Below are 23,029 nucleotides of genomic sequence, written 5' to 3' on the forward strand. Positions count from 1 at the left end.
GGTGGCGTCGGCCGCCCGAAGGACGGGGCCGGCGGGCGGGGCCGGCGGGCATCCGGCTGTGTGGAATGCCCGGGCCAGGTCGTTCGTTCAAGGAGCAGACGGCTCAATCAGGAGGTCTGGAAACCGTGGCTACAGTCGAGCTCACCAAGGACAACTTCGACCAGACGGTCAGCGAGAACCCGTTCGTGCTGATCGACTTCTGGGCGGGCTGGTGCCGGCCGTGCCTGCAGTTCGCGCCGGTCTACGAGAAGGCGTCTGAGGCCCACCCCGACCTGCTCTTCGCCAAGGTGGACACCGAGGCGCAGCAGGAGCTGGCCGGCGCCTTCCAGATCACCTCGATCCCGACCCTGATGATCGTCCGGGACCAGGTGGCCATCTTCTCCCAGCCCGGCGCACTGCCGGAGGCGGCGCTGAGCGACTTGATCGGGCAGGCCCGGGCGCTCGACATGGACGAGGTACGCGCCAAGATCGCGGCCTCGCAGCAGGACGGTCAGGGCGGTCAGGGCGGCGGCACCCGGGAACCCGGCACGCCGGAGGCCTGATTGACCGCCGCGGGAGCGGACAGCGGTGACACTGGCCCGTATGACGGAACCGGTGGAGTACGACGTCGTAGTGCTCGGCGGGGGTCCGGTCGGCGAGAACGTCGTCGACCGGACCCGCGCCGCCGGGCTGAGCACGGCGGTGGTGGAGAGCGAACTGGTGGGCGGCGAGTGCTCGTACTGGGCCTGCATCCCGAGCAAGGCGCTGCTGCGCCCGGTGCTGGCCCGGGCCGACGCCCGCAGGGTGCCGGGCCTGGCGGGGGCCGTCGAGGGGTCCCTGGACACGGCGGCGGTGTTCGCGCACCGCAACCACTGGACCGGTGACTGGAACGACCGGGGCCAGATCGACTGGCTCGACTCGATCGGCGCCCACGTGTACCGGGGCCACGGCCGGCTCTACGGGGTCCGCAAGGTCGCCGTGACCAGCCCCGAGGGTGAGCACCACGTGCTGTCGGCCCGGCACGCGGTGGTGGTGGCCACCGGCACCCGGGCCATGCTCCCCGACCTGCCCGGACTCGCCGGGGCCCGCCCGTGGACCAGCCGTGAGGCGACCTCCGCGCAGGAGGCCCCCGGCCGGCTGCTGATCGTGGGCGGCTCGGTGGTGGCCGCCGAGATGGCCACCGCCTGGCAGGGCCTCGGATCGCACGTCACCGTCCTCGTACGCGGCTCGCGACTACTGCCGCGGATGGAGCCCTTCGCGGGAGAACTGGTCGCCGACGCGCTGCGCGAGGCGGGGGCGGTGGTCCGTACGGGTGTCACCGTCGAGGCGGTCGTACGGGACGGCTCGACCGGCCCCGTCCGGGTGGTGCTGGAGGGCGGCGAGACGCTGGAGGGCGACGAACTGCTGATGGCCACGGGCCGCACCCCGCGCACCGAGGACATCGGGCTGGACACCGTGGGTCTGCCGGCGGGGGAGTGGATCCGGGTCGACGACAGCTGCCGGGTGCCCGGGCACGACTGGCTCTACGCCGTCGGTGACGTCAACCACCGTGCGCTCCTCACCCACCAGGGCAAGTACCAGGCCCGGATCGCGGGCGCCGTGATCGCCGCCCGCGCGGCCGGCACCCCGCTGGACACCGCGCCCTGGGGAGCACATACGGCGACCGCCGACAGCCGGGCCCTCCCTCAGGCGGTCTTCACCGACCCGGAGGCCGCAGCGGTGGGCCTGACCCTGGCCGACGCCGAACGGGCCGGGCACCGGGTGCGCGCGGTCGACTACGACCTGTCCGGGGTCTCGGGCGCCGGGCTCTATGCCGACGGATACCGCGGCCGGGCCCGGATGGTCGTCGACCTCGACCGCGAGATCCTCCTCGGCGTCACCTTCGTCGGCCCCGGCGCCGCCGAACTGCTCCAGGCGGCCACCATCGCGGTGGCGGGGGAGGTCCCGATCGACCGGCTGTGGCATGCGGTGCCGGCCTTCCCGACCATCGGGGAGGTCTGGCTGCGCCTGCTGGAGGCCTACCGGGGATGAGGCGGGGGCGCTGAGAGCGCCCTCATTCGGCGATCTCCGTGCGTTCCCACCACTCGTAGACGGGAAGGCGGCCCTCCGGGCCGTCCTGGTGCCGCGACGTCGCCTTGAAGTGCTCGTAGCCGCCGCGGTGCGGAATCTTCAGGTCTTCTCCGGGGGCGGTGATGCCGACGACCCGCTCCGGCAGATCGTCCGGCCCGCCCTCGAGTGCTGCCTTGTTCGCCATGGCCCCAGTGTTCCCACCCGCCGGTCCACTCGCATCACGAGAGCCGGCGCAGGCGCCCTCGCGGCGGCTCGTTCGGCGGAGCGGAGCACCGTGGCGGGCAGCCGCCCCATCGCCGTCTCCGCGGACGGCTCCACGCGGTAGGTCATCCCGGGTGCCGCGGGCTCCTCTCACGACCGACTCTCGGCCATCCTCGAGACCTCCCGGCGCGTGGTTGAGGCGGCCGGCCCGGCGAGGGATGGCCCCGCGCGTGCTGTCCGGGGAGGTTCGCGGCGGGCCGCCGGGTTACACGTCCGGAGCGCTCAGCGGCGCGGACGTGATGTGTGCCATGGGGGCACAGCGGACCTGATAGCGGCCGTTGGGGACGTGTTCGGCCGAGGCGAGCCGCACGGTGAGCAGCCCGGCCCATTCGTAACCCCTCGCCTCGCCGTGGCGTTCCAACCGGTCGGTCAGCTCCTGCCCCAGGACGGTGAGGTGCGGGCCGATCTCGGCGTACACGGGCGGAGGCAGTTCGACGGTGTACACGTTCGGCACCACCGTGCGGTGGGAGCTGCACACGACGGCCTGCTCGTCGCACGTTCGGAGCAGCGCCTCGACCACCTCCGCCTCCACCGCGTCACTGCCGAACAGCTTCTCCACCAGTGCCTGCTCGGCCTGCTCGATCGCCCGCTCCCAGCCCTTCAGTGTGTCCATGAACCGCACCTGCCCGGGTTCCGCGACGCCACGCGCCCGCGAAGGCGGCGGACACCCGGTATCGCGCGGCGGGCGTGTACGGCGGGATGCCCATGCGGTCGGCCCCTCGTGCGCGACGTCCGCAGGTCGACGAACGTCCCCTCGCAGTACTGCATGCCGTGCGTCGATCCGGCGTCTACTTCCCGCTGACGGCCCGGGTTCCCCTGCTGCATCGCAGCCGGGCGGTCTCGGTATCGCGGTCATGGCCGTGATCGTCGGCGGCGGAAGCGGCTGCGCTCGCCAAGGCGGGCGTGGCTGCTTGACCGGCCGCGCCCCCACCTGCAGAGTCGGGACGCGGCACGGCAGCAGCGCCGCCCGACTCCGCCGACCGGCCCGCCCGTCCACAGGCGGGGAGCCGGCCTTATCACCCGGGAGCAGCCGATCCGATGGTCCTCGACCTGATCGTGATCGGTACGGCCATCACCCTGGGGGCCTTTGCACAACAGTGCCTTCATCCTGCTGCTCTCCTCGCGGCGCGGCGTACGCCAGGGCCTGGCATTCCTGTTGTCGTGGCTGGCCAACCTGATTGCGGTGATCGCCTGCGTGGTGCTGCTGACCGGCGGTGACCCCCCGGCCCGTCACAGCGCGCCCTCGACAGCCGCGGTCGCTGCGAAACTTGGTTTCGGCCTGATCCTGGTGCTGTACGGCGCACACCGGCACCGCCGACCGCCCCGCCCGCACGGCCCACCACGCTGGACCGCCCGGATCGACGACGCCTCCCCGGCCACCGCAGCCGGCCTGGCATGGCTGCTGCAGCCCTGGGCACTGGTAGGCGCCGGCGCCGCGACCGCCGTCGACGCGAACCTCTCCACTCTCACCGCCTGGCTCGCGCTGACCGGCTACTGTCTCCTGGCCACAATCAGTCTCATCGTCATGGAGATGTACGCGCTCTGGTCACCCGCGGCCGCCAACGCCCGGCTGGACGCCCTGCGGAGCTGGCTGGAGCACCACCAGGAGCAGCTGATCGTCACCCTCTCCCTGCTCGCCGGCCTGTGGCTGATGTCCCGGAGCATCTACGAGCTGGTCGCCTGACACGAACGCCGACGGCACCGGGTTACGCGCCACCGCACCCGGCGGCGGCCCACCTCCACAGGGCAGTCGGCGGGAATACGCCCCAACTGGAATGACGCTCCCCGCCGACTGGGCCTCGGCCTGGACGGCGAAGCGCCGCGAGGCCTACGCCCACCACCTCGCGACCCCCATCGCAGATCGCGGTCACCGCGAAGTCCGATCCGGCCCAAGGCCGAGAGCATGGGACGGCGATGGTCGCACTGACGATGGAGGTGCTGTGATGAGACGCATCGCGACGATCGGCGTCTACGGCTTCACGGCCGGAGCCTTCCTGGAGAAGCTTGCCGGCGGGGGCGTGGGGCTGCTGCTCGACGTCCGCCAGCGCCGCGGCGTTCGGGGTCCCGACTACTCCTGGGCGAACTCGGCGCGGCTCCAGCGCGCGCTCGCCGCGGCGAACATCGGCTACCGGCATGTGAAGGAGCTGGCGCCGACGACGGAACTGCGCCGGCTCCAGTACCGCGAAGACGACCGCCAGGGCGTGGGCAAACGCAACCGCATCGCCCTGGCGCCCGAGTACATCGAGCGCTACACCCGTGAAATCCTCGACCCGTTCGACCTCGGCGCGCTCGTGGCCGAGCTTCCGAGCGGCTCGGTGACCGCCCTCTTCTGCGTCGAGCGCGATCCGCAGGCATGCCACCGCTCGCTTGTGGCCGAGCGCCTGCGCGCCGAGCACGGCCTGCCCGTCACGCACATCCGCCCGGGCTGACCCCTGCCCCTCACCGACGTTCGCGGGCCTGCGGACAGCCGACGTCACTGACGTCAGCCCCTGGCTTGGGGACGGCGAGAGGCTCGCCTGGCGCCTTCTTCTTGGCCGCTGCCATCGGGTCCCTGCGCTCGATGAGGCGGTTACGTCCTACAGCGGCACCCGGTCCGCCGGCGGCGCCGCGATTCCGGCTGCCGGCGCTGCTGCGCACGTGGTACGCCGCGCGGTGACCGCCCGCAGAGTGCGACCGCGCCAGAGCACGTATCCCCTGTGGTCAACGGGTGCGGCGGGAGCGGGCCAGAGCCCGCCCGCCCAGGGCGGTGCCCGCCAGCCCCAGCAGCAGGGCCACGTAGGCGCCGCCCAGCCCGTTGCCGGTGCCGAGACCCCCGTCCGCGGTGACCGCGAACAGCCCGCCGAGAGCCATGGCGATCAGCCCCGCTACCACGGCCGCCGTGGCCCCGAGCGACCCGTTGGCGGTGCCGAGACGACCGGCGGGCCGGTTCAGCGCCAGCACGGCGATGACGACGGCGGCCAGCCCCAGCAGCCCGCCGCTGGTGGCCCCGAGCCTGCCGAGGCTGAAGTCGGTGACACCGGCGGCGACCGGCTGGACCGAGGCGTGCGCCGCCGCTGGTGTGGCAAGACCGAGCCCGCCGAGCAAGGCGGTCGCGGAGGCGGCGAACAGGCGACGAGCGGTCATGAGGTGCTCCTTCTCTTTCCACGACTGGATGTGGTTCGAGCATGTCGGCCGGGCCCCCGGCCGGTCGTCCAGCAGGCGCAGGCACTTCGCCCTACCGCGGTCGCGGCAGGCGCCGCGGAGCTACTGCGGGCGCGGTAGTCGGGCGCTCGTCCGCGAGCGGGATTCGCCGGAGGCGGCTTCCGGCTACGGTGCGCGCATGGGCAAAGTACGGTTGCGCGTTCCGGCCGGTGTCAGAGACTGGCTGATCGCCGTCGGTGTGGCTGCGGCTCTGCTGGTCACCGGGCTGGTCGGGCAGCAGCCCGCCACCGGCCTCGACCTGCTCGGCTACACGTCGCTCGTGGTCGGTGGCCTGGCGCTGGCGGCCGGCCGCCGGGCTCCGGTTGCCGTCCTGGCCGTCACCGGGCTGTGCGCGGTGGGGTATCAGGCGGCCGGTTTCGACGTGGCCGCCGTCGCGTTCCTCTTCGCCGTGTACGCGGCCGTGCGGGCGGGACACCGCCTCGTCACGGTGGTGGCAAGCGTGGCCGTACTGGCCGCTCTCCCCCTCGCGGCCCTGGCCTCCGGCCTGCACGACACGGGCCAGGCGTTCGCACAGGCCCGCGGCGCCCTCGAGATCGCCTGGCTGATCGCCGCCGGGGCGGCCGGCGAAGCCCTGCGGCAGGCCGAGCGGCGCGCGGACGAAGCCGAGCGCACCCGGGAGGAGACCGCACGGCACCGCGCCGACGAGGAGCGGCTGCGTATCGCGCGGGAGCTGCACGATTCCCTCACCCACCAGATCTCGGTCATCAAGGTGCAGTCCGAAGTCGCCGTCCACGTGGCCCGCAAGCGCGGCGAACGGGTACCGGAGGCCCTGCTGGCGATCCGCGAGGCCGGCCGCGAGGCGGCCCGGGAGCTCCGGGCCACCCTGGAGGCCCTGCGTGACGACGACACGACCCCACCGCACGGTCTCGACCACCTGCCGGAACTGGTGGAGCGGGCCGGCGGGACGGGTCTGCAGGCCACGCTGACGATCGAGGGGCAGCGGCACGATGTCCCGGCCGCGGTGGGCCGTACCGTCTACCGGATCGTCCAGGAGTCCCTCACCAACATCGCCCGCCACGCGGACGCGACCAAGGCATCGGTGCGCATCGACTACCGCCCGGACGCCGTCGCCCTCCAGGTCGATGACGACGGCAAGGCCACGCCGGACGCCGCCCCGGTCCCCGGCATGGGGCTGCTCGGGATGCGTGAACGCGTCACCGCCCTCGGAGGCCGCCTCCGGGCGGCACCGCGCAGCGAGGGCGGCGGTTTCACCGTCCAGGCCGAACTCCCCGTGGAGCGCGCCTCGTGATCCGGGTTCTGCTGGTCGACGATCAACCGCTCATCCGCAGCGGGTTCCGTGCGCTCCTCGACCTGGAGGGGGACATCGAGGTGGTGGCCGAGGCCGCCAACGGCAACGAAGGGCTGGAACTCGCCAAGGAGCACGTGCCCGACATCGCACTCATCGACATCCAGATGCCGGTCATGGACGGCATCGAGGCGACCCGGCGCATCGCCGCCGAACCGGCCCTGGCCGGGGTGCACGTCGTCATCCTCACCAACTACGGACTGGACGAATACGTCTTCGACGCCCTGCGCGCCGGGGCCGCCGGATTCCTCGTCAAGGACATCGTGCCGGAGGACTTCCTGCACGCCGTACACGTAGCCGCACGCGGCGACGCCCTGCTCGCACCCTCGATCACCCGCAAGCTCATCCACCGGTACGTCAGCCGGCCCCTCCCCAGCACCACGGGGCCGGCGCTGGAAGAACTGACCCACCGCGAACGTGAAGCCGTGGTATTGGTCGCGCAGGGCCTGTCCAACGACGAGATCGCGGACCGCATGGTGATCAGCCCGCTGACCGCGAAAACCCACATCAACCGGGCCATGACCAAACTCCACGCCCGCGACCGCGCCCAGCTCGTGGTCCTCGCCTACGAATCCGGCCTGGTAACCCCACGCAACTCCTGACACCCACTCGCCGACACCCTGGACCGCAGCCGCCGACTGCCGTGGCCACGTAGCCGCGGGAGCCCGGCGGTCACGGTTCGCCGGGCGATACCCCTACGGCTTGTCATCGAGCAGTGTGAAGTCGCTCGCCTGCTTGAGGGCGAGCCGGCGACGGCGGCGGCCGGGCCGAGGCGAGTGCCTCGGGCGAGGGAGCGCAGGAGGACGCGCCGGTCAGAGATCCGGAGCAGGGGAACGGGCAGGTCGCCATCGAATTTGCTTCCTCCGGCGACCCGTAGGACGCTCAGCAGCCGGACCGCCCGTAGCCTCGACCGTTCGACTGGCACGCCGCAAGCGCTGTGGCTTCATCGCAGGGCCGCGTCGAGAGCGGGGCGTGACCGGGGAGGCGTGCGTAAGGCCGGCACGGGCCGCCGGCGCCGGCCGTGGTGGTGACCTGTTGGAGGAACACGTGGAAAAGGCTGAACCCCTACGGCGATCGCACTCTGCTGGGGTGGCTCCGGGTGAGGGCATGGACGGTCTGCGTGAGCGCGGATTCGCCCGCTACGGCGCTGAGCAGCTCGGTATCCTCCCGGCCGGCTCCGCTGCGGGGGACTTGGCCAGGATCCGCGAGGTCTTCGCGGCTCTGCCGCCCGACCCGTACGCTCCGGGGACGAATCGGTTCCGCCGGTATTCCCATGCCGTGTACCTGCCGTGGAAGGACGAACTGTCCTGGATTCCCGGAACCCCCGACCCCGTACACGGTACGGTCACCGACTTCTCCCAGGGCGAGGACGACCCTGAGTACCCGCGGACGCGGCGTGTGCTCCCCGACATCCCCGAGGCGCTGCGCGGCAACGCTCTGCTGCTGCGACTCCTGCGCTGGGACATCGAGCAGGTCCTGTCCCTGAAGAATCTGGGGAGACGGCCGCTGTGGGCTGGTGTCCACCTGATCAGGCTCGGCGTCGACCGTCCCGGCCAGGACGCCGTCTCCTCCCCGAACTGCCTGCACCAGGACGGAGGTTCGGCCAGCACGTTCACCTTCGCCCACCTGATCAGCCGTACCAACGTCACCGGCGGGCAGAACGTCATCGCCACACCGGGCAGCGCGGGCCTCCAGCCCGAGGACCCGTGGGCGGACATCCACGCCGGCTTCACCCTCACCGAACCACTGGACGGCTACGCCGTCCACGACCACAGAGTCAGCCACTACGTCGGCCCGGTCCGCGCGGGCTCCGAGCCAGGGCCGGGCGAACGGTCCATCCTGATCGTCGGCCTCGCCCCGTACGTCCCCCAGCTGTGACACCGGCACCACTCGACCGCCGAACACGCCAGTGCGCGGTGCCGTCCTCGATCAGCCACGCGGACGGCTCCTGCGGCGGCCGTCTGGACGCGGCGAGTACTTCCTGCTCGTCCGCAGCCGAGGCCGGACACGACTTCAGGCACCCGGCCGGCCCAAGGGCGCTCCCCGGGAGCGGGCCAGCACATGCGGACGGTGCGGTCTCGTCAGGCACCGCCGACATCATGGTGACGAGACCCGCGCAGCACCTTCGTTCCCCGGCCCGCCAGGCTCGCCGCGGCGAAGAGGGTGAGAGCAGATCGCCCCAATACGACGTCCGTCTCCTTGGTAAGTTCTCGAATGACGCCACAAGGTTGCCCGCAGTCCTTGCGCGTCAACCGTGACGGACGAAGTGCGGCGGCGTCTGCGGATTTGTCCTTGGCGACGTGGGCCAGGCGGGGGTCACGTCACCGGCCGGCAGCTCCTGGCTGCTCGGGCGGTGCAGAACCTCGATGGTCTCGTTCGGCCGCATGCTTCAAGGTTCTTCGTCTCAGCGCAGTTGCTCGGCCAGGCCGACGATGATGCCCTCCGGGCCGCGGAGGTAGCAGAGCAGATAGCTGTCCTCGAACCGGGCGATCTCGCCGACGAGTTCGGCGCCGTGAGGGCGCAGGCGGGCAACGGTGTCCTCGATGTCGTCGACGGCGAACATGACGCGGTGCGTGCCCAGAATGTTGTGCGGCCGCCTTCGCGGCCCGGCGCTGATCGCCGCGGGGCTGCGGTACTTCGCCAGCTCGATCCGGCTGTGACCGTCCGGGGTCCGGACCATCGCGATGTCACAGCGGACGCCCTCGAGGCCGGTGCACTGGTCGGCGACGAGGCCCTCGACCTCCGCCTTGCCCTCCAGCTCCATACCGAGTTCCACGAAGAACGCGATGGCGGCATCCATGTCCTCGACGACGATGCCGACGTTGTCCATCCGCTGAATCGCCATGCTGGTTTCTCCTTCTTCCTCGTGCGGCCGGTGGTGGCCGCTGACGTCCCCGGGACGGAGCCGGTGGCACGTTCTCGACATCCTCAGACCGCCGAACACCGAAAAATTCGGATCGCGCCTCAGCATCGCTACAGCACACCCGCGAGCCGGCGGCGGGTGGAGTTCCGTGCCGCCAATGGCCGATCGCTCGGACGGCTGGTTCGTGCAGACTGGGTTGGCGTGCTTGCCGAGCAAGGTGCAGCTCGCCCTCAGGGCAGGCTGTACACCGTGAGGAAGACGCCGACCACCCCGAAGCCCACCAGGAACAGGAGGGTCAGCACCGTGCGTACGGTGCCCCGGCCCGCTTCGACGAGGACTGCTCGTTCCGGGCTCCACGGGAGATAGCGGAGTCGCATCTGCGCGCCCAGTGGCTGTCGCCGGCCGGTGCCGATGTCGAGCCGGTACTCGCGCCCGTCGGCTGCACGAAAGCCCACGATGGCGTGCTGGAGGCCCGCCCGTCCCTGGTCTCCCGGTAGCACGTAGGCGTCCAGCACCCTGCCATCGGCAGGTAGCCCTTCGTCGAACGTTTTACGGATGAACAGCCACCGACTGCAGGTCCGCACCGCGAGCGCGACGGAGGCCGATATGGCGAGGAGCCCCACAGTACCCAGCAGCAGCCTGTGCCCGCCCTCACGCAAGAATTCCATGCCGCCCTTCCACGTCGAACTGCCGCAGGGCCACCGTTCCTGGCCCTGCCGGACGAAATCTACCGGCTCTTGCCGCCGCAAGCACCGGGCGACGGCACCAGGCGACGGCACCGGGCGACGGCACCGGGCGACGGCACCGCAATGGCACCGGGCAGCGCCACCGGCGACCGCGCTGTCGCTGCCGTCCAGCCCGGCCCCGGCTGCATTCCCGAGCCGTCCGCCCCGCTTTTCCGTGTGCATGGAACGGCCTGAAGGGGAAGGCGTGCCGGGGACCCGTACACCCGAGAAGGGACGGACACCATGGCACGACCGAGGATCGTGGTCGTCGGCGCGGGCTTCGCCGGCGTCTCCTGCGTACGCCGCCTGGAGCGGACGCTGTCACCCGGGGAGGCGGAGATCCTGCTGGTCACTCCGTTCTCCTACCAGCTCTACCTGCCCCTGCTGCCGCAGGTGGCCTCCGGGGTGCTCACCCCCCAGTCCGTGGCGGTGTCGCTGCGCCGCAGCCGCCGCCACCGGACCCTGATCGTCCCCGGCGGGGCCGTGGGCGTCGACACCCGGGCCAAGGTCTGCGTCATCCGGAAGATCACCGGGGAGCTGGTGGACCAGCCGTACGACCACCTGGTGCTCGCGCCGGGGAGTGTGACCCGCACCTTCGACATCCCAGGTCTGGCGGAGCACGGCCGCGGTATGAAGACGCTGGCCGAGGCGGCCCACCTGCGCGACCACGTGATCGCCCAGCTCGACCTGGCCGACGCCGCCGCACCGGGCTCCGCGGAACGGGCCTCACGGCTCGGTTTCGTCGTGGTGGGCGGCGGTTACGCGGGCACCGAGACGGCCGCCGCCCTGGAGCGGCTCACCACGAACGCCGTCGGCCGCTATCCCCGGCTGCACCGGAGCGAGATCAGCTGGCACCTCGTGGACGTGGCCTCGAAGCTGATGCCCGAGCTCGGCGACCGGCTGGGCCGGGCAGCCCTCGACGTGCTGCGCCGCCGCGGCATCGAGGTCTCGCTCGGCGCCTCCGTCGCCAAGGCGGGCCCCGAGGACGTCACCCTCACCGACGGGCGCGTGCTGCCCTGCCGCACCTTCATCTGGACCGCCGGCGTCGCCGCGAGCCCACTCATCGCCACGCTGGGCGCCGAGACCGCGAAGAGCGGCCGGCTCGTCGTCGCTCCGGACCTGCGGGTGCCGGGGGCGGACGGCGCGTTCGCGCTGGGTGATGCGGCCGCCGTGCCCGACCTGGCCGGCGGCGGGGACGGCACGGTGTGCCCGCCCACCGCGCAGCACGCCGAACGCCAGGGCAGGGTCGCCGCCGACAACGTCGTCGCCACGCTGCGGGGCACGCCGCTGCGTCGTTACGTCCACAAGGACCTCGGACTGGTCGTGGACCTCGGCGGCCGCGACGGCGTTTCCCGGCCACTCGGCATCGACCTGCGCGGGATGCCCGCCCAGGCCGTGGCCCGCGGCTACCACTGGGCGGCGCTGCGCACCGGGGCCGCGAAGACCCGGGTGATGACGAACTGGCTTCTGAACGCCGTGGCCGGCGACGACTTCGTCCGGACCGGCTTCCAGACGTACAAGCCGGGGACGTTGCGCGACTTCGAGTACACGGACCACTACCTCACCCCGGAGGAGGTACGGGCCCGCACGGCGGCGGGCGGAGGCTGACACTTCCGGCGCGGCCGTAATCCGGGGGCGCCCCGGGCGGGCGGGGTGCGAGCATGCCCCATGAGCAGCTTCCTTCCCACCCTCACCGAACGCCGGTCGCCCTGGGTCACCTTCACCTCCTCTGCCGACCCCTGGGTGGCCGCGGCCGCGGCCGAGCTGCGGGCCCGGGGTGGGATCGTCCTGCGCCTGGACGGCGAGGAGCTGCATGAGAAGGGCTGTCTGTACCGGGCGTTCGCCCGAGAACTGGGGTTCCCCGGCTACTTCGGGCACAACTGGGACGCCATGGTGGACTGCCTCGGCGACTGGCACGGGCCCGGGCACGGCAAGCAGGACGTCGCGGTGCTGATCGACGGCGCGGACCCGCTGCTGAACGCGGATTTCCTGGGCGATCTCGTGGGGACCCTGTGCGCGGGCGCTTGGCGGGCCAACTTCATGGTCGACGCCGACGGTGAGCCCCATTCGTACGGCTCACCCTTCGCCCTCCACTTCGTCTTCCTGCTCGACCGCGTCGCACCCGCTGATTTCGCCGAGGCCGCCGTCGACGACGAGGACGTGGCCGCAGCCGTGGTGGACGGGCGGCTGGTACTCACCCTGACCGCTGAGGACACGTGGGGCGGCGACCCCGTCTGGCCGCCGGCCGGATAGCAGCGAGGCTTGACGGGGTGTCCGGCCTCCCAGGCCGGGAGTACCCGCTGCCGAGCCACGGCTACCCGCGTGCGTGAACCGGACGGCGGTCGGGGCGGCTTGTCCGTGGGCCCCGGCACAATGGGCAGGATGGACTATCTGGCGGCGTTGCTGGCCGAGGGCTGGTGGTATCCCGTGGGGGTTGCGGCGATGGCGCTGGGGGCGTCGGCCCGTATGTACCGGTTGATGAGGAAGGCCCTGTCCCTTCCCGGCGGCCGCAGCCAGCCGTTCGGCTTCACCGAGGTGTTTGCCGTAGTGGTGCCGCTGCCGGCCGCCGTCCTGCTGCTGTACGCGCCCGTGCTGTACGGCTGGATGCTCGGGACGCCGGTGACCTTGGGCAGCGTGGGTACGGCCGTGGCGTGGGCGCTGGGAATCGTCGCGGCGGCGGGCATGTTCGCCGCCGGCACCCGCTTCCGCGACTGACGCGGCCCCTTCAGGTGGCCGCCTGCTCCAGAATTCTGGAACAGCGTCAGCCGTGCGACCTCGCTACATCGCCCAGTGCATGCCCAGCTCGGCGAGGGCGGCGAGCTGTGCCTGGTCGAGCCGGCCGCGGCGCTGGTGTTGGTTGGCCTGCCACCCCCAACGCGGCTGTGCTCGGCGGCTGTTGTCGCTGAGGCTGTGACTTGTCGCCTCCATGCGACAAACGGCCTGGCGGACGCCGTGCCGCATCTGCCCGAAGCCGCACCCGAAGCCGAAGCCGAAGCCGAAGCCGAGGTTCGATTCGTGGCGGCATGAGGCCGGCGGCGCGGTTTGCACAGGTCAGGGGGTGCGGGTGCGGGCGACCGCGGTGTGAGAGCTGGTTCGGCCGTGTGTTCAGGCGCCGAGGTGTGCGCCGTCGCCGGTGCCGAGGAGGGGGACGGTGAGCCGGCGTTCGACGGAGCTGGGCAGCGACCACAGTTCGCTGCGCCGCTTCCGGTCCTGCGCGCCTTGGCGGCCGGCGCGACGGATCCCGGGTATGGCGAGGGCCAGGGCGGTCAGGGAAGCGGCCAGCCCGGCGCCGAGGAGTACACCGGCGAGTACGGCCCCGCCCGCCAGGGCGAAAGGAAACGCGAACCCCAGACAGAGTGTGCCGAGGCCGCCGAGGATGGCCAGCATCCACCACAGCGGAGTGAGCGGGTGCTCGTCGCGCAGGTGGTCGATCAGCTGCCGGTCGGTGGGACGCCGCCGGCGGTGCCCTCCGGCGGCCGCGAACAGCTCGGTACGTCCCCGCAATGCCCAGACGGCACGAGCTCCCACCCATGCGACGGGCAGCACGAACAGCGTCACCAGCACCAGGCCCGCCTGGACCGTCCTCGACACCGGCACCCGGCCGGAGGCGTCGGCGACCACGGACGCCACGGCGGCTCCCGCGACCACGGCACTCGCCGCGCTCGTGGCCACGAGCCATCGCCAGGCCCGGCGCACCCGAGCGCTGAGAGGGAACTCGACCGCGTCCAACATCTTCTCCGTTCGATGACCGCAGGTACTCTACGCGGCCGGCCGAGGCGGCTGAGCAGCCATCCAGGCTGAGGATGGTGCCTCCCCCACTGTGACGACCCCGAGGCACGGTTCCCGTCGTTCGTCGCTTCTCCTCGGAGATGAGCGAGATCAACTCGACGAGGGAAACACTCGTCGGGTTGTTGCACTGGATGACGACTGGGATGTCCTCCGAGGCCACCGCCGCGACTGCGGCTCCGTTATCGAGTGCTGCGGTGCCGAGTGCGAGCACGATGACCGAGACGGTGCGGACGATGGAGACTGAAGGTTGCGGCTCCAGCCGCGCCAGGCAGCCGCCCGCCACAAAGGCGAGACAGCCGCCTGGCCGTTCCGGCTAATGGTCAGCCACGGCCCTTCGTCCAAGTGCCGGAGGAGCAGGCCATGAAGCGCCCCTTGAACGGCTGAGGCAGATCGGTGAGCTTGAGACGCTTGTACTGCGGCAAGTTGATCGTGTCAGCGTTCGCCAAGCACAGTGCGGCAGTGGGCTCCCACTTACAGGAGCGCGTGTTGTACTGGCAGTCGCGCGCGGACGCCTGTGAGGCGCCCATCATGCCCACGCCGGACGCCATGACAAGAGCGGCCATAACCATGGCTGCCTTGCGCTTCATACTTCCCCCAAGTTTGCTGTCATCGCACACTTTCGGTGCACTGCGGTCGGGAGCACTCTAGAAGGACCTGGAGGACCATTCCTATGAAGTTGATCAAGGTTTGAGGTAGCGGGTTGGCTCGTCACGAGTGCATGAGTGCCCCCGAGCACGAGTGCACGGGGCACAGGGTCGCTGGGAGATGGGGCGGCCGCCCGGCCACAGCGAGCAGGAACGGGCGAAGGCGTCGTGTGCCTGGTCGGCGTTCATGCGGTCGACACCGAGGTAGCGGGTGAGTACAGGGTGGTGGGTAAGGATCCAGGCGAAGGCCTCGTGATCGCCCGCGTGCAGTGCCCGCAGCTTCAGGTGCTCGCCTCGCCCCGGAGTTCGGGGACCCGGTTCACGCCGCGGCTGAGGGCGTCGGTCAACGCGGGGCTCAGCCGCCGCGTCGACGACGACGTCGAGGAGAAACCGGATGGTCTGGTCGCGGTCGAGCCCTCGTACGTCGGCAGCGGTCGTGGTGCCGACGCGGCCGTGGAAGAGCGGGCGGTCGGGTTCGAGGTCGAAGCGCTCGATGTCGAGCAGGCCGCGGTCGTTGGTGTCCATGTCGATGGATCTCGATGTCCAGATAGGGGTCCAGCCCGTACATGCGCCGAGCGCACAGCACGCTCTTCTCCACACCGAGTTCGGCGAGTCGAGCCGGACGTTACCGCCGGCCGGGACCGTGCCTACCAGAGCTCTACGTCGTCGCGGTCGAGCCGGCCGTTGCCGTCGGTGTCATAGAACGCGAACGGGCGATCGCCCTCGTCGTGGATGCCGTTGCAGCGGTGATCCCTGTACGCGTCCACCGCGGTGCGCGCCGCGGGGGGAACAACAGGTCCTGGGTGCTGGACGTCCTCCAGCCCGGCCTCGGTCCAGCCGTATGTCACTGCGTTGGAGGCTGCGAACCCTCTGGCCAAGGCGAGCAGGTGGACGCCGGACGCCTCCGTCGGCCGGATCCCAGGAGGGACCGGCCGGCGCGGAACGCGAAGCGCTCATCCGCCCACTGCGATGCTCAGGAACCACCGGGTGCGACCGAGCGCTCTACCTGGCCCGTCCGGCCAGGTAGAGCGCTCAGCAGCATGCCCAAGCGGGGGACCGTCCAGCCGGCGCGGTGCGGCTCGCGGGTTCAGGCGAGGGCGGTGACCATCAGGGCGAAGGCGGCGATGATGACGGCGACGCGGACGTAGTGGAAGCGGTCCCAGCGGTTCTTCTGCTCCTTCCAGTCGTCGGGCAGGTTCTCGGGGGTCCACGTCTTGCTCCGGTTGTTGATCGGGACGAGCAGCAGGAGCGACATGACCACGCTGAGGATCAGCAGCGCGCCGGCGGTGACGACGAGTGCGGTGCCTGGGTGGTGCCATCCGGCGACGGCCCAGATTGCGACGAGGACGAGCGAGCCGATGTACCAGACCGGCATGACGGCGCCGAGCATCCGGCCCCCGTGGGCGCGGCCGAGCACGCCGCTGTCGTCGGGGAGGGCGTTGAGGATCGGGTTGATGACGAAGGCGACGGAGAACTCCATCCCCACCATCAGGCCGACGATCACGGTGGTGACGATCTCAAGTGCGTTGAGCATGACTACCCCTCCTGGGCCTAGCGTTGCTAGCTGACGAGGCAACGCTAGTACTACTGCCGCTCGTATGTCTAGCGATGCTAGGATCGAATCATGTCGGTACAGGAACGCAAGGAACGCGAACGGGCGGTCCGCGAGCGCCTCATCGTGGCGACGGCCCGCGAACTCGCCGAGCAGCAGGGCTGGGACGCGGTCACCACTCGCCGGCTCGCCGAGCGCATCGAGTACAGCCAGCCCGTCCTCTACAGCCACTTCCGCGGCAAACGCGAGATCATCGGCGCCGTCGCCCTGGAGGGCGCCGCCGAGATGGCCGCGGCGGTGCGGGCCGCGGCCTGCGCCGCGGACGGCCCGCGCGCCCGGGTCACCGCTCTCGCCCGCGCCTACCTCGACTTCGCCGAGCGCAATCCGGCGGTCTACGACGCCATGTTCCAGCTCGACGGCGGCCTGGCGTTCGCCGCCGAGGAGACACCGGAGCCTCTGAAGGACGCCTTCGCCGCCCTGCTGGAGACTCTCGGTGATGTCTCCGGGGAAGGCGTCCACCCGGCACTCTTCACGGAGGTGTTCTGGGCGGCCCTGCACGGAGTGGCGACCCTGACCCGGGCAGGACGGCTGCCGCCGGGGGACGCCGAGCGGAGGGTAGAGCTGCTCGTGGACCGGCTCGCCATGGTCTGACCACCTGCCCGCCCACCCGAGCATCAGCCATGAAGGCAGCGAAGGCATCTCCCCGCGATGAGATCGGTGAGATGTCGGGCTGGAGGAAAGCACTCCCAGGTCAGGGGACGTGGCCGCCCTTTGTGCCTGTCGAGAGGACCTTCGGCTGGCTCATGAACCATCGGCGCCTCGCCCGCGACTGCGAAACCCACCCCCACCGCTCCGAAGCGATGATCTTCCTCGTGATGGTGGTGACGGCACCGGCGGGTCCTCGCGGGCCGGGCGGGGCTGGGTCTCAGCGCCAGTCGTCGATCACGTAGGCGTCGGGGTGGCTGTAGCCGGGTTCGTTGGGCCTGTGCATGGCCACGCCCTGCAACCAGGTGCGGAAACCGCGGTCGACCATGCGCCGGTAGGCATCCTGGCGGGCCAGGCTCATTCCGGCGTCCAGTTGCCCCAGGCCGCGCTCGGCGGCGAGCCGCTCGCACGCGGTGAGCAGTCGTTCGAACCGGTCGGCCGCCTCCGGGCCAGGACGTACGGCGCCGAATTTGACGAAACACACGTCTTCTCCGGCCTCCGACCCGGCTCCGCAGTGGCAGACGGCCAGGCCATCGAGCTCTGAGCCGTCCCCCTGGAGCAGGACGGTGTCACCGAGTCCCTGCGCGTGCGTGGCCACGATCTCGCGTTCCACGCTCAGGCCCTCGAAAACGGCCCCGGTCAGTGCGCGACAGAGGCTCAGGGCGTCGAGCCGCTCGGCGGCGGGAAGTTCGCCGTACAGCACTCGGCCGGGGACCGCGGCACTGCCTGTGACCTGCTTCTTCATGATGGCTGTGAGGAATCGGGGCCAGAAACCGTACCGGCGGTAGAGCTCAATGTGCTTGGGACTGTGCGAGAAGGTGAACAGGCCCAGGTGTCGGTTCCCCCAGGTCTCGAAGCAGTCCATGACCGGCTCCATGAGGCGCCTGCCGACGCCCTGGTCCCACAGGTCCGGACGTACGGTCAGCGGGCCGAAGTATCCGACGCTGCCCCAATTGGCGGCGAAATTCGATGCAACGACTTCGCCCTCGACCGTCGCTGCGAAGGCAGCCTCCGGATCGGCCGCCCAGCGAGTGCGGACGTAGTCGGCGGTCCCGAAGAATGTCTTCGGCTCGGGAGCTCCGAAGAACGTCCCGAAGGCGACCCTGAAGATCTCGTCGGCCTGATCCAGGTCCGCCTCACCCAGCGGGCGGACCGACACAGGGCCCGTGCCACTCTTGCGCTCCCCTGCCGGTGGGATCATCGCTCTCTCCTTCCCGACCCCCTGTTTCATCGCACCACGGGCGTGCGCCGCAAGCGAGGCGAAAGGTCCACCGATATCCAGGGGCCGAGGACCGGGCCGGTCTGCCTTGCCTGTCCGCCGGGGGAACTGCAGCAGTCGCGGGTACCGAGGCCCAGGAAGGCCACCCCTGCACGTGAGGGGACGGCCACGGGCCGGCGCGGCTCCGGAGAGCCTGAGCCCGAGAGCCGGGGGGAGGTGGTGCGGGGGAGGCTCACTCTCCATGCGTGACCTGATATGAGTTGATCATGAATTCTGACACTCTGGACCCGATGGAGCGTCTGCTCGCCGAGCGGGCCTGTGAGCGGCTGATCGTCGAGTTCGTCCACCGGCTCGACCTTGGAGACCCCGGGTCGGTGGCGGACCTGTTCACTCGGGACGGGATCTGGGAATGGCCCGCCGGCGATCGCCGCATCGCGGGTCATGACGCTCTGCGCACCTATTTCGGCGATCGGCCCGCAGACCGGCTGTCACGCCGTATATGCACCAACATCCTGGTCACTGTGGCCTCCGCGGACACGGCCTCCGCCACCACCTACTTCACCACGTACCGTGTCGACGGCTACACCGAAGGCCTCGTGCCGCCCCGGCCCCCGGTTCAGGTGGGGCACTACGAGGACACGTTCCGCAAGGTGGGCGACACCTGGCTGCTCACCACACGGACCCTGTTCCTCTCCTTCGCCGGGCCCACGGAACGCCTCGACGGACCTGGCCGGTCATGACCCTGGGGTGATCGGGGCGGCCGCAGCCACCGCTCGCTCGCCGTCGCAGGTATCCATTCAGTCCGCGGGGTCGGTGGGACGTTTGAGTGCGCCGCGGATCAATGCCTGCGGCAAGCGCGTGACTGCCCGCGCTCGGGCAGCCTCCCTCCGACAGGTGGCGCGCGCTCTCGGCCGCGGAGGCGGCTGCCCTTCCTGGCACGACTCGGCGGTTTCGACGTAGCGGGCGGCAAGGCCGCGCCACTGCTTCAAGGCGGGCACATGTCCGACCCGGCTGTTTCCATGGGTGGAGACGGGGCCCGGTCGGGCCCATAGGTGCGAGGGAGCCAGGCCATGGGTAATCCGCAGGTGACGGTGGAACGGCGGATCAATGCGTCCACGGAACGGGTCTGGCAGGGGTTGACGGATCTGGCGAACATGCCGGCTGTTCTGAGCGGCGTGGACAGCGTGGAGGTGCTCAGCGACGGACCATTCGCGGTGGGGACACGGTGGCGTGAGACACGGCGGATGTTCGGCAAGCAGGCGACCGAGGAGATGTGGATCACGGCCTGCACGGTCCACAAGCGCTATGTCGTCGAGGCCGAGTCTCACAACACGCACTACATCTCGGAGTTCACGCTGCGCGCGGAAGGTCCCGAAGTGACCGTCGTGCGCATGACGTTCTCGGCCCGGCCGCCCGGCGGGCTCGGCGGACTCCTGGCCAAGGTGTTCGGCGCGTTGGGCGCCAGGACCGTGGCCAGGGCCATCGCCCAGGACCTGAAGGACGTCGCGGCCTCGGTGGAAAGCGCTCCTTCTTCCTAAGCTTCACAACGAGGCTGCATGCGTCCGCCGACATCCGGGGCGGATCAGGTACGCCTCGATCGGGGGGTGGGAGGGAGGGGGCGACGGTGTGGCCGAGCTGCTGGGGCGTAGGCGACGGTGTGCGTCCGGTACCGCCGCAGTGCACGTTGTCGGTACGAGCGGCTAGGGTCGCTGCCTGGCCGCCGGGCATTCGGCCCACCGGCGGGTGACAACAGGGGGTACGGACGATGCCGACGGGCACGCTGCGGTTCCACGGTCGTGCGGCAGAACTGGCCGGGCTGGACCTGGAGATGTCCAAGGAGGCCGAGGCGGTACTGGACCGCTTCGAGTCCGTGCACGGCCATGTTGTGCCGGCGTCGGTGCGCGAGTGGTTCGCACTGGCACAGGGCGCCGCCGTGCTGAGGAAGTTCAGCAACGACGACATGGTGTACGACGCCGAACGGCTGGGCCGGGCAGAGGTCTACTACTGGCCCGAGGACGATGGTGACTGGCCCGACGACGTGGAAGAACAGGAAGAACGGCCCTTCGACCCGGTCGGCTCCCTGGGTCTGCTGCCGTTCATGGTCGAGAACCAGGGCGTGTGGGTGATGGCCGTGCGCCTCGACGGCTCCGAGGACCCGCCGGTGGTGATCTCCTTCGACGACGTGACGCCGTCCGCCGTATGGCAGCCCCATGCCGACCGCTTTTCGGACCTCGTCCACGCCCGGATCTGGGACGCGCCGGTCCACCTTCACGGCAAACAGCTCGATCTGACGGGGGAACCGGAGCCGTCGGCCCTGCTGGAGGTGCTCCGGCAGGACTTCACCCCCGGGCCGTCGACGGTCGACGGCACCCAGCGCCACTCCCGGGACGGCGACCGTCAACGGGTGCTGCTGGAACAGTGGCGCGGCCGATGGCACGCCACCGTGTGGGCGGCCGACGAGGCCGGACTGGCCGCGCTGACGTCAGCCATGGATCCCACTCAGGCTGGTGCCACGGTCGGTCTCCCCAAGTCCGGCGCAAACTTGGCGCCTTGATAGGTCCGGCCATCCAAGACCGCCGCCGTCTGGTCGGCCACCAGGCAGCGGGACCTGAGGGTGCCGTAGGCGATGTACCGGCACGACACACCCGAAGACCCGGCTCGCTGTGGCCGACCAGTACACCCGCCGCGCCCGCGTGCGCGTCCCCGAATCCACCGTCTACCAGTCCCAGGCCACCAGAACACCGCCCACTCCTCGCGTCCCCCGACCACAGGCCGGCCGCACCCGTCTGCGACCCTGCCCCGTCCGCGCAGCCACTCACCCGGGCGGCCCCAACAACCAGTGCAGGGGTACCGGGCCGAGCAACACAGCACTCGGTTGGGGGGTCTCCGGCGGAATGAAGGATCCCGACCAGAGGGGGAGTGGCCGGGGCCTGCGCCGGCCACCGGGGGGCTGGGCGGGGCATGAGGGGCGGAGCCGCAAGGGCCCGTCACTTCCCAGCGGATCCCCGACTCCAGCCGAACGATCTTTATGGCAAACACCCACCAGACCTGCCGGACACGCATCCTGGCGGATCCATGCGAGCGGACCGCGCCCGAGACGGTGAAGAGCGGGTGCTGTTCCAAAATGCTGGAACAGCACCCCGCCCCCACTCCACCCTTGAACCGACGGGCTGACCAAAAGTGGTTGCACCGCCGGGAGCCGGCAACGTTTGCTGGTCACCGCTGCTAACGCTCCGTCAACAACAAGAAAGTGTCGCTCAGTTGCCGGGCGCGCCGGTACTCGCAGCCGACCGTCTCGTGTGCATCGGCTGGGAGCAAGTGATCACGGTGCAGGACTCCTGATCTCTGACTCCAGACCCAACTGACTGCCGGGATAGGTCCGGAGCGCAGCGGGCGTATCTCCGTCGGCGAAGGCGCTGCCGCCTGCCTCGCCGTCCGCGAACCTCACCGTCACCGACTATTCGAGAGGACCCGCCACTGATGTCCATATGGCCTTCGATCGTTGCCGTACTCGGTACCCTCGCCGGTGCCCTGACCGCCGGACTTCTCCAGCACCGTTCGGCGCGCACCGCACGCGCCGAGCAGCGCGCCGACAGCCACCGCCAGGACCAGCTCAGCGCCGTCACCGACTTCGCGGCCGCCCTGGACGCGCACCGCTCGGCGATGTTCCATCGGGAGCGTCTGGCCCTGACCGAGGCAGGCACCGAGCACCAGCTGGAGGCCCAGACGAGGTCTCACGACACCCGGGCGGCAATCACCGCGCCCCACATCCGCCTTCAGGTCCTGGTCCCCGAGCTGGCCGGCCCCGCCCAGCAGACCGCAGATGCCACGTACGCGCTGCGCAAGGCCACCGACCGAGCCGAGCTGGACGCCCGCCGGCATGCAGCCAAGGAAGCATCCGTCGCCTTCATCGCCGCGGCCGCCACGCTGCTGAGCCCCGACAACCGCTGCTAACACGCCTACGGGGACCTCCCGCTGGGGGGGTGGGACGACCAGACACACACCGTGATCACCCGCGACGGGGCATGCAGCCGAGCCGGGGACACGACTACTTCATGGAGCAAATCGATGGCGAGTAGGGCAGCCACGGAATCAGAGAACTACTGGAGTCGCCTGTCCCAGGAGACCCGTGAGGGAGTCGCGAGATTTGATCAAGCGCAGCTCGAAGCCGAGAGGCTGCGCCTGGGAGCAGAAATCCGAAGCCGTATCGTCACCCCGGCGCACTCGCTGAGGAATCAGTTCCAAGCATGGGAACGCCTCATCGGGTTCCTGGAGGGCATGCGGCCTCCGGTCGACCAGTACCTCTTCAGCGAGTATGAGTACGATCTCGAGCACCGGGGTGTCCTGGAGCTCGCGCTCGCCGGCATGCCCGATGGGCCACGGCGGGAACTGTCGACCGTGCTGGATTCACTGGACGCTCGTTTCGAGGCGTGCACGATCCAGGACGTCACCGGGGAACTGGACCCCTGGCTGCGGCGCAGGCGCAAGGATGCCGATTCCGCGCACTGGTGGTGGCACCGCAAGCCGAAGACCACGCCGTGGTGACGGGGAACGCTACCGTGGTGGGTCGAGTTGACCGGTCCGGGTGATCAAACTCGCGGGCTCCCGCCCAGATCACCCTCGCACTGCGCAACGCAGCCACCAGCTGACCTACATGCTGTCGATCCTCTGACCGGCCGGGGGGATCGCGTGAGGCAGACCGCGCACCTGCTGCA

Annotated in this window: 28 protein-coding genes; 16 read left to right on the plus strand and 12 right to left on the minus strand. The window is 70.7% G+C overall.

Features of this window, described 5'->3' with window-relative positions; all coding sequences use genetic code 11:
- Positions 1-125: 125 nt before the first annotated feature.
- Both ACWGIF_RS00585 and ACWGIF_RS00590 read left to right on the plus strand, forming a co-directional pair.
- Positions 126-542, plus strand: coding sequence for a thioredoxin family protein (locus ACWGIF_RS00585; RefSeq protein WP_453488791.1), 417 nt, complete (start codon positions 126-128; stop codon positions 540-542).
- 40 nt (positions 543-582) lie between these two features.
- Positions 583-2,010: a dihydrolipoyl dehydrogenase family protein gene (locus tag ACWGIF_RS00590; RefSeq protein ID WP_453488794.1), complete on the plus strand. Its 1,428-nt coding sequence runs from the start codon at positions 583-585 to the stop codon at positions 2,008-2,010.
- A 22-nt stretch (positions 2,011-2,032) separates the two neighbouring features.
- Here the strand turns inward: ACWGIF_RS00590 and ACWGIF_RS00595 are convergent, their stop codons facing one another.
- Positions 2,033-2,233 (minus strand): DUF5988 family protein, encoded by a 201-nt coding sequence (locus ACWGIF_RS00595; protein WP_453488797.1) that lies wholly within the window; start codon positions 2,231-2,233, stop codon positions 2,033-2,035.
- 282 nt (positions 2,234-2,515) lie between these two features.
- On the minus strand, positions 2,516-2,923 hold the full coding sequence (locus tag ACWGIF_RS00600) for a DUF3662 domain-containing protein (protein WP_453488800.1): 408 nt from the start codon (positions 2,921-2,923) through the stop codon (positions 2,516-2,518).
- 474 nt (positions 2,924-3,397) lie between these two features.
- Here ACWGIF_RS00600 and ACWGIF_RS00605 point away from each other — a divergent pair, with 474 nt between their 5' ends.
- Both ACWGIF_RS00605 and ACWGIF_RS00610 read left to right on the plus strand, forming a co-directional pair.
- A complete protein-coding gene (locus ACWGIF_RS00605; protein WP_453488802.1) occupies positions 3,398-3,994 on the plus strand; it encodes a GAP family protein in 597 nt (198 codons plus the stop codon).
- A 259-nt stretch (positions 3,995-4,253) separates the two neighbouring features.
- Positions 4,254-4,739: a DUF488 family protein, N3 subclade gene (locus tag ACWGIF_RS00610; protein ID WP_453488805.1), complete on the plus strand. Its 486-nt coding sequence runs from the start codon at positions 4,254-4,256 to the stop codon at positions 4,737-4,739.
- Between the two features lie 271 nt (positions 4,740-5,010).
- Here ACWGIF_RS00610 and ACWGIF_RS00615 read toward each other — a convergent pair whose 3' ends face one another.
- Positions 5,011-5,433: a DUF6223 family protein gene (locus ACWGIF_RS00615; protein ID WP_453488808.1), complete on the minus strand. Its 423-nt coding sequence runs from the start codon at positions 5,431-5,433 to the stop codon at positions 5,011-5,013.
- Between the two features lie 196 nt (positions 5,434-5,629).
- Here ACWGIF_RS00615 and ACWGIF_RS00620 point away from each other — a divergent pair, with 196 nt between their 5' ends.
- The 3 genes from ACWGIF_RS00620 to ACWGIF_RS00630 all read left to right on the plus strand — a co-directional run bounded on the left by ACWGIF_RS00620 (position 5,630) and on the right by ACWGIF_RS00630 (position 8,695).
- Positions 5,630-6,760, plus strand: a complete 1,131-nt coding sequence (locus ACWGIF_RS00620; protein ID WP_453488811.1) for a sensor histidine kinase — start codon at positions 5,630-5,632, stop codon at positions 6,758-6,760.
- On the plus strand, positions 6,757-7,419 hold the full coding sequence (locus ACWGIF_RS00625) for a response regulator (protein WP_453488814.1): 663 nt from the start codon (positions 6,757-6,759) through the stop codon (positions 7,417-7,419). The genes ACWGIF_RS00620 and ACWGIF_RS00625 overlap by 4 nt, the downstream gene beginning before the upstream one ends.
- Before the next feature lie 487 nt (positions 7,420-7,906).
- Positions 7,907-8,695: a 2OG-Fe dioxygenase family protein gene (locus ACWGIF_RS00630; protein WP_453488817.1), complete on the plus strand. Its 789-nt coding sequence runs from the start codon at positions 7,907-7,909 to the stop codon at positions 8,693-8,695.
- A gap of 526 nt (positions 8,696-9,221) precedes the next feature.
- On the opposite strand, the gene ACWGIF_RS00635 is transcribed toward ACWGIF_RS00630, so the two are convergent.
- Positions 9,222-9,662 carry a VOC family protein gene (locus ACWGIF_RS00635; RefSeq protein WP_453488819.1) on the minus strand — a complete coding sequence of 147 codons (441 nt, stop codon included), beginning with the start codon at positions 9,660-9,662 and terminating at the stop codon, positions 9,222-9,224.
- 248 nt (positions 9,663-9,910) lie between these two features.
- The gene (locus tag ACWGIF_RS00640) at positions 9,911-10,348 is read right to left on the minus strand and encodes a DUF3592 domain-containing protein (protein WP_453488822.1); all 438 of its coding nucleotides are present in this window, start codon (positions 10,346-10,348) and stop codon (positions 9,911-9,913) included.
- Positions 10,349-10,648: 300 nt separating this feature from the next.
- On the opposite strand from ACWGIF_RS00640, the gene ACWGIF_RS00645 reads away from it, so the two are divergent.
- The 3 genes from ACWGIF_RS00645 (at position 10,649) to ACWGIF_RS00655 (ending at position 13,120) form a co-directional block, all read left to right on the plus strand.
- Positions 10,649-12,013: an NAD(P)/FAD-dependent oxidoreductase gene (locus ACWGIF_RS00645; RefSeq protein WP_453488824.1), complete on the plus strand. Its 1,365-nt coding sequence runs from the start codon at positions 10,649-10,651 to the stop codon at positions 12,011-12,013.
- A 60-nt stretch (positions 12,014-12,073) separates the two neighbouring features.
- The gene (locus ACWGIF_RS00650) at positions 12,074-12,658 is read left to right on the plus strand and encodes a barstar family protein (protein ID WP_453488826.1); all 585 of its coding nucleotides are present in this window, start codon (positions 12,074-12,076) and stop codon (positions 12,656-12,658) included.
- Positions 12,659-12,787: 129 nt separating this feature from the next.
- Positions 12,788-13,120, plus strand: coding sequence for a hypothetical protein (locus tag ACWGIF_RS00655; RefSeq protein WP_453488829.1), 333 nt, complete (start codon positions 12,788-12,790; stop codon positions 13,118-13,120).
- A gap of 63 nt (positions 13,121-13,183) precedes the next feature.
- On the opposite strand, the gene ACWGIF_RS00660 is transcribed toward ACWGIF_RS00655, so the two are convergent.
- The 6 genes from ACWGIF_RS00660 to ACWGIF_RS00685 all read right to left on the minus strand — a co-directional run bounded on the left by ACWGIF_RS00660 (position 13,184) and on the right by ACWGIF_RS00685 (position 16,372).
- Entirely contained in the window at positions 13,184-13,333 is a 150-nt protein-coding gene (locus ACWGIF_RS00660; protein ID WP_453488832.1) for a hypothetical protein, read from the minus strand.
- Between the two features lie 177 nt (positions 13,334-13,510).
- Positions 13,511-14,137 carry a hypothetical protein gene (locus tag ACWGIF_RS00665; protein WP_453488835.1) on the minus strand — a complete coding sequence of 209 codons (627 nt, stop codon included), beginning with the start codon at positions 14,135-14,137 and terminating at the stop codon, positions 13,511-13,513.
- A gap of 377 nt (positions 14,138-14,514) precedes the next feature.
- Positions 14,515-14,781 carry a hypothetical protein gene (locus tag ACWGIF_RS00670; RefSeq protein ID WP_453488838.1) on the minus strand — a complete coding sequence of 89 codons (267 nt, stop codon included), beginning with the start codon at positions 14,779-14,781 and terminating at the stop codon, positions 14,515-14,517.
- A gap of 93 nt (positions 14,782-14,874) precedes the next feature.
- Positions 14,875-15,363, minus strand: coding sequence for a hypothetical protein (locus tag ACWGIF_RS00675; RefSeq protein WP_453488840.1), 489 nt, complete (start codon positions 15,361-15,363; stop codon positions 14,875-14,877).
- Between the two features lie 122 nt (positions 15,364-15,485).
- A complete protein-coding gene (locus ACWGIF_RS00680; RefSeq protein ID WP_453488842.1) occupies positions 15,486-15,686 on the minus strand; it encodes a hypothetical protein in 201 nt (66 codons plus the stop codon).
- Positions 15,687-15,925: 239 nt separating this feature from the next.
- A complete protein-coding gene (locus ACWGIF_RS00685; protein ID WP_453488844.1) occupies positions 15,926-16,372 on the minus strand; it encodes an anthrone oxygenase family protein in 447 nt (148 codons plus the stop codon).
- 90 nt (positions 16,373-16,462) lie between these two features.
- On the opposite strand from ACWGIF_RS00685, the gene ACWGIF_RS00690 reads away from it, so the two are divergent.
- The gene (locus ACWGIF_RS00690) at positions 16,463-17,041 is read left to right on the plus strand and encodes a TetR/AcrR family transcriptional regulator (RefSeq protein ID WP_453488847.1); all 579 of its coding nucleotides are present in this window, start codon (positions 16,463-16,465) and stop codon (positions 17,039-17,041) included.
- A 274-nt stretch (positions 17,042-17,315) separates the two neighbouring features.
- On the opposite strand, the gene ACWGIF_RS00695 is transcribed toward ACWGIF_RS00690, so the two are convergent.
- Positions 17,316-18,296, minus strand: a complete 981-nt coding sequence (locus ACWGIF_RS00695) for a GNAT family N-acetyltransferase (protein WP_453488850.1) — start codon at positions 18,294-18,296, stop codon at positions 17,316-17,318.
- Between the two features lie 284 nt (positions 18,297-18,580).
- On the opposite strand from ACWGIF_RS00695, the gene ACWGIF_RS00700 reads away from it, so the two are divergent.
- The 5 genes from ACWGIF_RS00700 (at position 18,581) to ACWGIF_RS00720 (ending at position 22,859) form a co-directional block, all read left to right on the plus strand.
- Positions 18,581-19,054, plus strand: coding sequence for a nuclear transport factor 2 family protein (locus ACWGIF_RS00700; protein ID WP_453488853.1), 474 nt, complete (start codon positions 18,581-18,583; stop codon positions 19,052-19,054).
- Between the two features lie 330 nt (positions 19,055-19,384).
- Positions 19,385-19,852, plus strand: coding sequence for an SRPBCC family protein (locus ACWGIF_RS00705; RefSeq protein ID WP_453488855.1), 468 nt, complete (start codon positions 19,385-19,387; stop codon positions 19,850-19,852).
- A 227-nt stretch (positions 19,853-20,079) separates the two neighbouring features.
- The gene (locus ACWGIF_RS00710) at positions 20,080-20,868 is read left to right on the plus strand and encodes a hypothetical protein (RefSeq protein WP_453488858.1); all 789 of its coding nucleotides are present in this window, start codon (positions 20,080-20,082) and stop codon (positions 20,866-20,868) included.
- Positions 20,869-21,794: 926 nt separating this feature from the next.
- The gene (locus tag ACWGIF_RS00715; RefSeq protein ID WP_453488860.1) at positions 21,795-22,268 is read left to right on the plus strand and encodes a hypothetical protein; all 474 of its coding nucleotides are present in this window, start codon (positions 21,795-21,797) and stop codon (positions 22,266-22,268) included.
- 114 nt (positions 22,269-22,382) lie between these two features.
- Positions 22,383-22,859 (plus strand): hypothetical protein, encoded by a 477-nt coding sequence (locus ACWGIF_RS00720; RefSeq protein WP_453488863.1) that lies wholly within the window; start codon positions 22,383-22,385, stop codon positions 22,857-22,859.
- Positions 22,860-23,029: the final 170 nt, after the last annotated feature.

This window comes from Streptomyces sp. NPDC054849 (genome assembly GCF_053610945.1).

Excerpts from the sequence above, each read along its gene's own strand:
- ACWGIF_RS00695 (WP_453488850.1), bottom strand. The coding sequence starts at position 18,296 with ATGATCCCACCGGCAGGGGAGCGCAAGAGTGGCACGGGCCCTGTGTCG.
- ACWGIF_RS00590 (WP_453488794.1), top strand. The coding sequence starts at position 583 with ATGACGGAACCGGTGGAGTACGACGTCGTAGTGCTCGGCGGGGGTCCG.
- ACWGIF_RS00675 (WP_453488840.1), bottom strand. The coding sequence starts at position 15,363 with ATGGACACCAACGACCGCGGCCTGCTCGACATCGAGCGCTTCGACCTC.
- ACWGIF_RS00645 (WP_453488824.1), top strand. The coding sequence starts at position 10,649 with ATGGCACGACCGAGGATCGTGGTCGTCGGCGCGGGCTTCGCCGGCGTC.
- ACWGIF_RS00615 (WP_453488808.1), bottom strand. The coding sequence starts at position 5,433 with ATGACCGCTCGTCGCCTGTTCGCCGCCTCCGCGACCGCCTTGCTCGGC.
- ACWGIF_RS00600 (WP_453488800.1), bottom strand. The coding sequence starts at position 2,923 with ATGGACACACTGAAGGGCTGGGAGCGGGCGATCGAGCAGGCCGAGCAG.
- ACWGIF_RS00665 (WP_453488835.1), bottom strand. The coding sequence starts at position 14,137 with ATGTTGGACGCGGTCGAGTTCCCTCTCAGCGCTCGGGTGCGCCGGGCC.
- ACWGIF_RS00620 (WP_453488811.1), top strand. The coding sequence starts at position 5,630 with ATGGGCAAAGTACGGTTGCGCGTTCCGGCCGGTGTCAGAGACTGGCTG.
- ACWGIF_RS00660 (WP_453488832.1), bottom strand. The coding sequence starts at position 13,333 with ATGGAGGCGACAAGTCACAGCCTCAGCGACAACAGCCGCCGAGCACAG.
- ACWGIF_RS00690 (WP_453488847.1), top strand. The coding sequence starts at position 16,463 with ATGTCGGTACAGGAACGCAAGGAACGCGAACGGGCGGTCCGCGAGCGC.
- ACWGIF_RS00610 (WP_453488805.1), top strand. The coding sequence starts at position 4,254 with ATGAGACGCATCGCGACGATCGGCGTCTACGGCTTCACGGCCGGAGCC.
- ACWGIF_RS00710 (WP_453488858.1), top strand. The coding sequence starts at position 20,080 with ATGCCGACGGGCACGCTGCGGTTCCACGGTCGTGCGGCAGAACTGGCC.
- ACWGIF_RS00685 (WP_453488844.1), bottom strand. The coding sequence starts at position 16,372 with ATGCTCAACGCACTTGAGATCGTCACCACCGTGATCGTCGGCCTGATG.
- ACWGIF_RS00655 (WP_453488829.1), top strand. The coding sequence starts at position 12,788 with ATGGACTATCTGGCGGCGTTGCTGGCCGAGGGCTGGTGGTATCCCGTG.
- ACWGIF_RS00700 (WP_453488853.1), top strand. The coding sequence starts at position 18,581 with ATGAATTCTGACACTCTGGACCCGATGGAGCGTCTGCTCGCCGAGCGG.
- ACWGIF_RS00595 (WP_453488797.1), bottom strand. The coding sequence starts at position 2,233 with ATGGCGAACAAGGCAGCACTCGAGGGCGGGCCGGACGATCTGCCGGAG.
- ACWGIF_RS00705 (WP_453488855.1), top strand. The coding sequence starts at position 19,385 with ATGGGTAATCCGCAGGTGACGGTGGAACGGCGGATCAATGCGTCCACG.
- ACWGIF_RS00715 (WP_453488860.1), top strand. The coding sequence starts at position 21,795 with ATGTCCATATGGCCTTCGATCGTTGCCGTACTCGGTACCCTCGCCGGT.
- ACWGIF_RS00650 (WP_453488826.1), top strand. The coding sequence starts at position 12,074 with ATGAGCAGCTTCCTTCCCACCCTCACCGAACGCCGGTCGCCCTGGGTC.
- ACWGIF_RS00640 (WP_453488822.1), bottom strand. The coding sequence starts at position 10,348 with ATGGAATTCTTGCGTGAGGGCGGGCACAGGCTGCTGCTGGGTACTGTG.
- ACWGIF_RS00720 (WP_453488863.1), top strand. The coding sequence starts at position 22,383 with ATGGCGAGTAGGGCAGCCACGGAATCAGAGAACTACTGGAGTCGCCTG.
- ACWGIF_RS00635 (WP_453488819.1), bottom strand. The coding sequence starts at position 9,662 with ATGGCGATTCAGCGGATGGACAACGTCGGCATCGTCGTCGAGGACATG.
- ACWGIF_RS00670 (WP_453488838.1), bottom strand. The coding sequence starts at position 14,781 with ATGAAGCGCAAGGCAGCCATGGTTATGGCCGCTCTTGTCATGGCGTCC.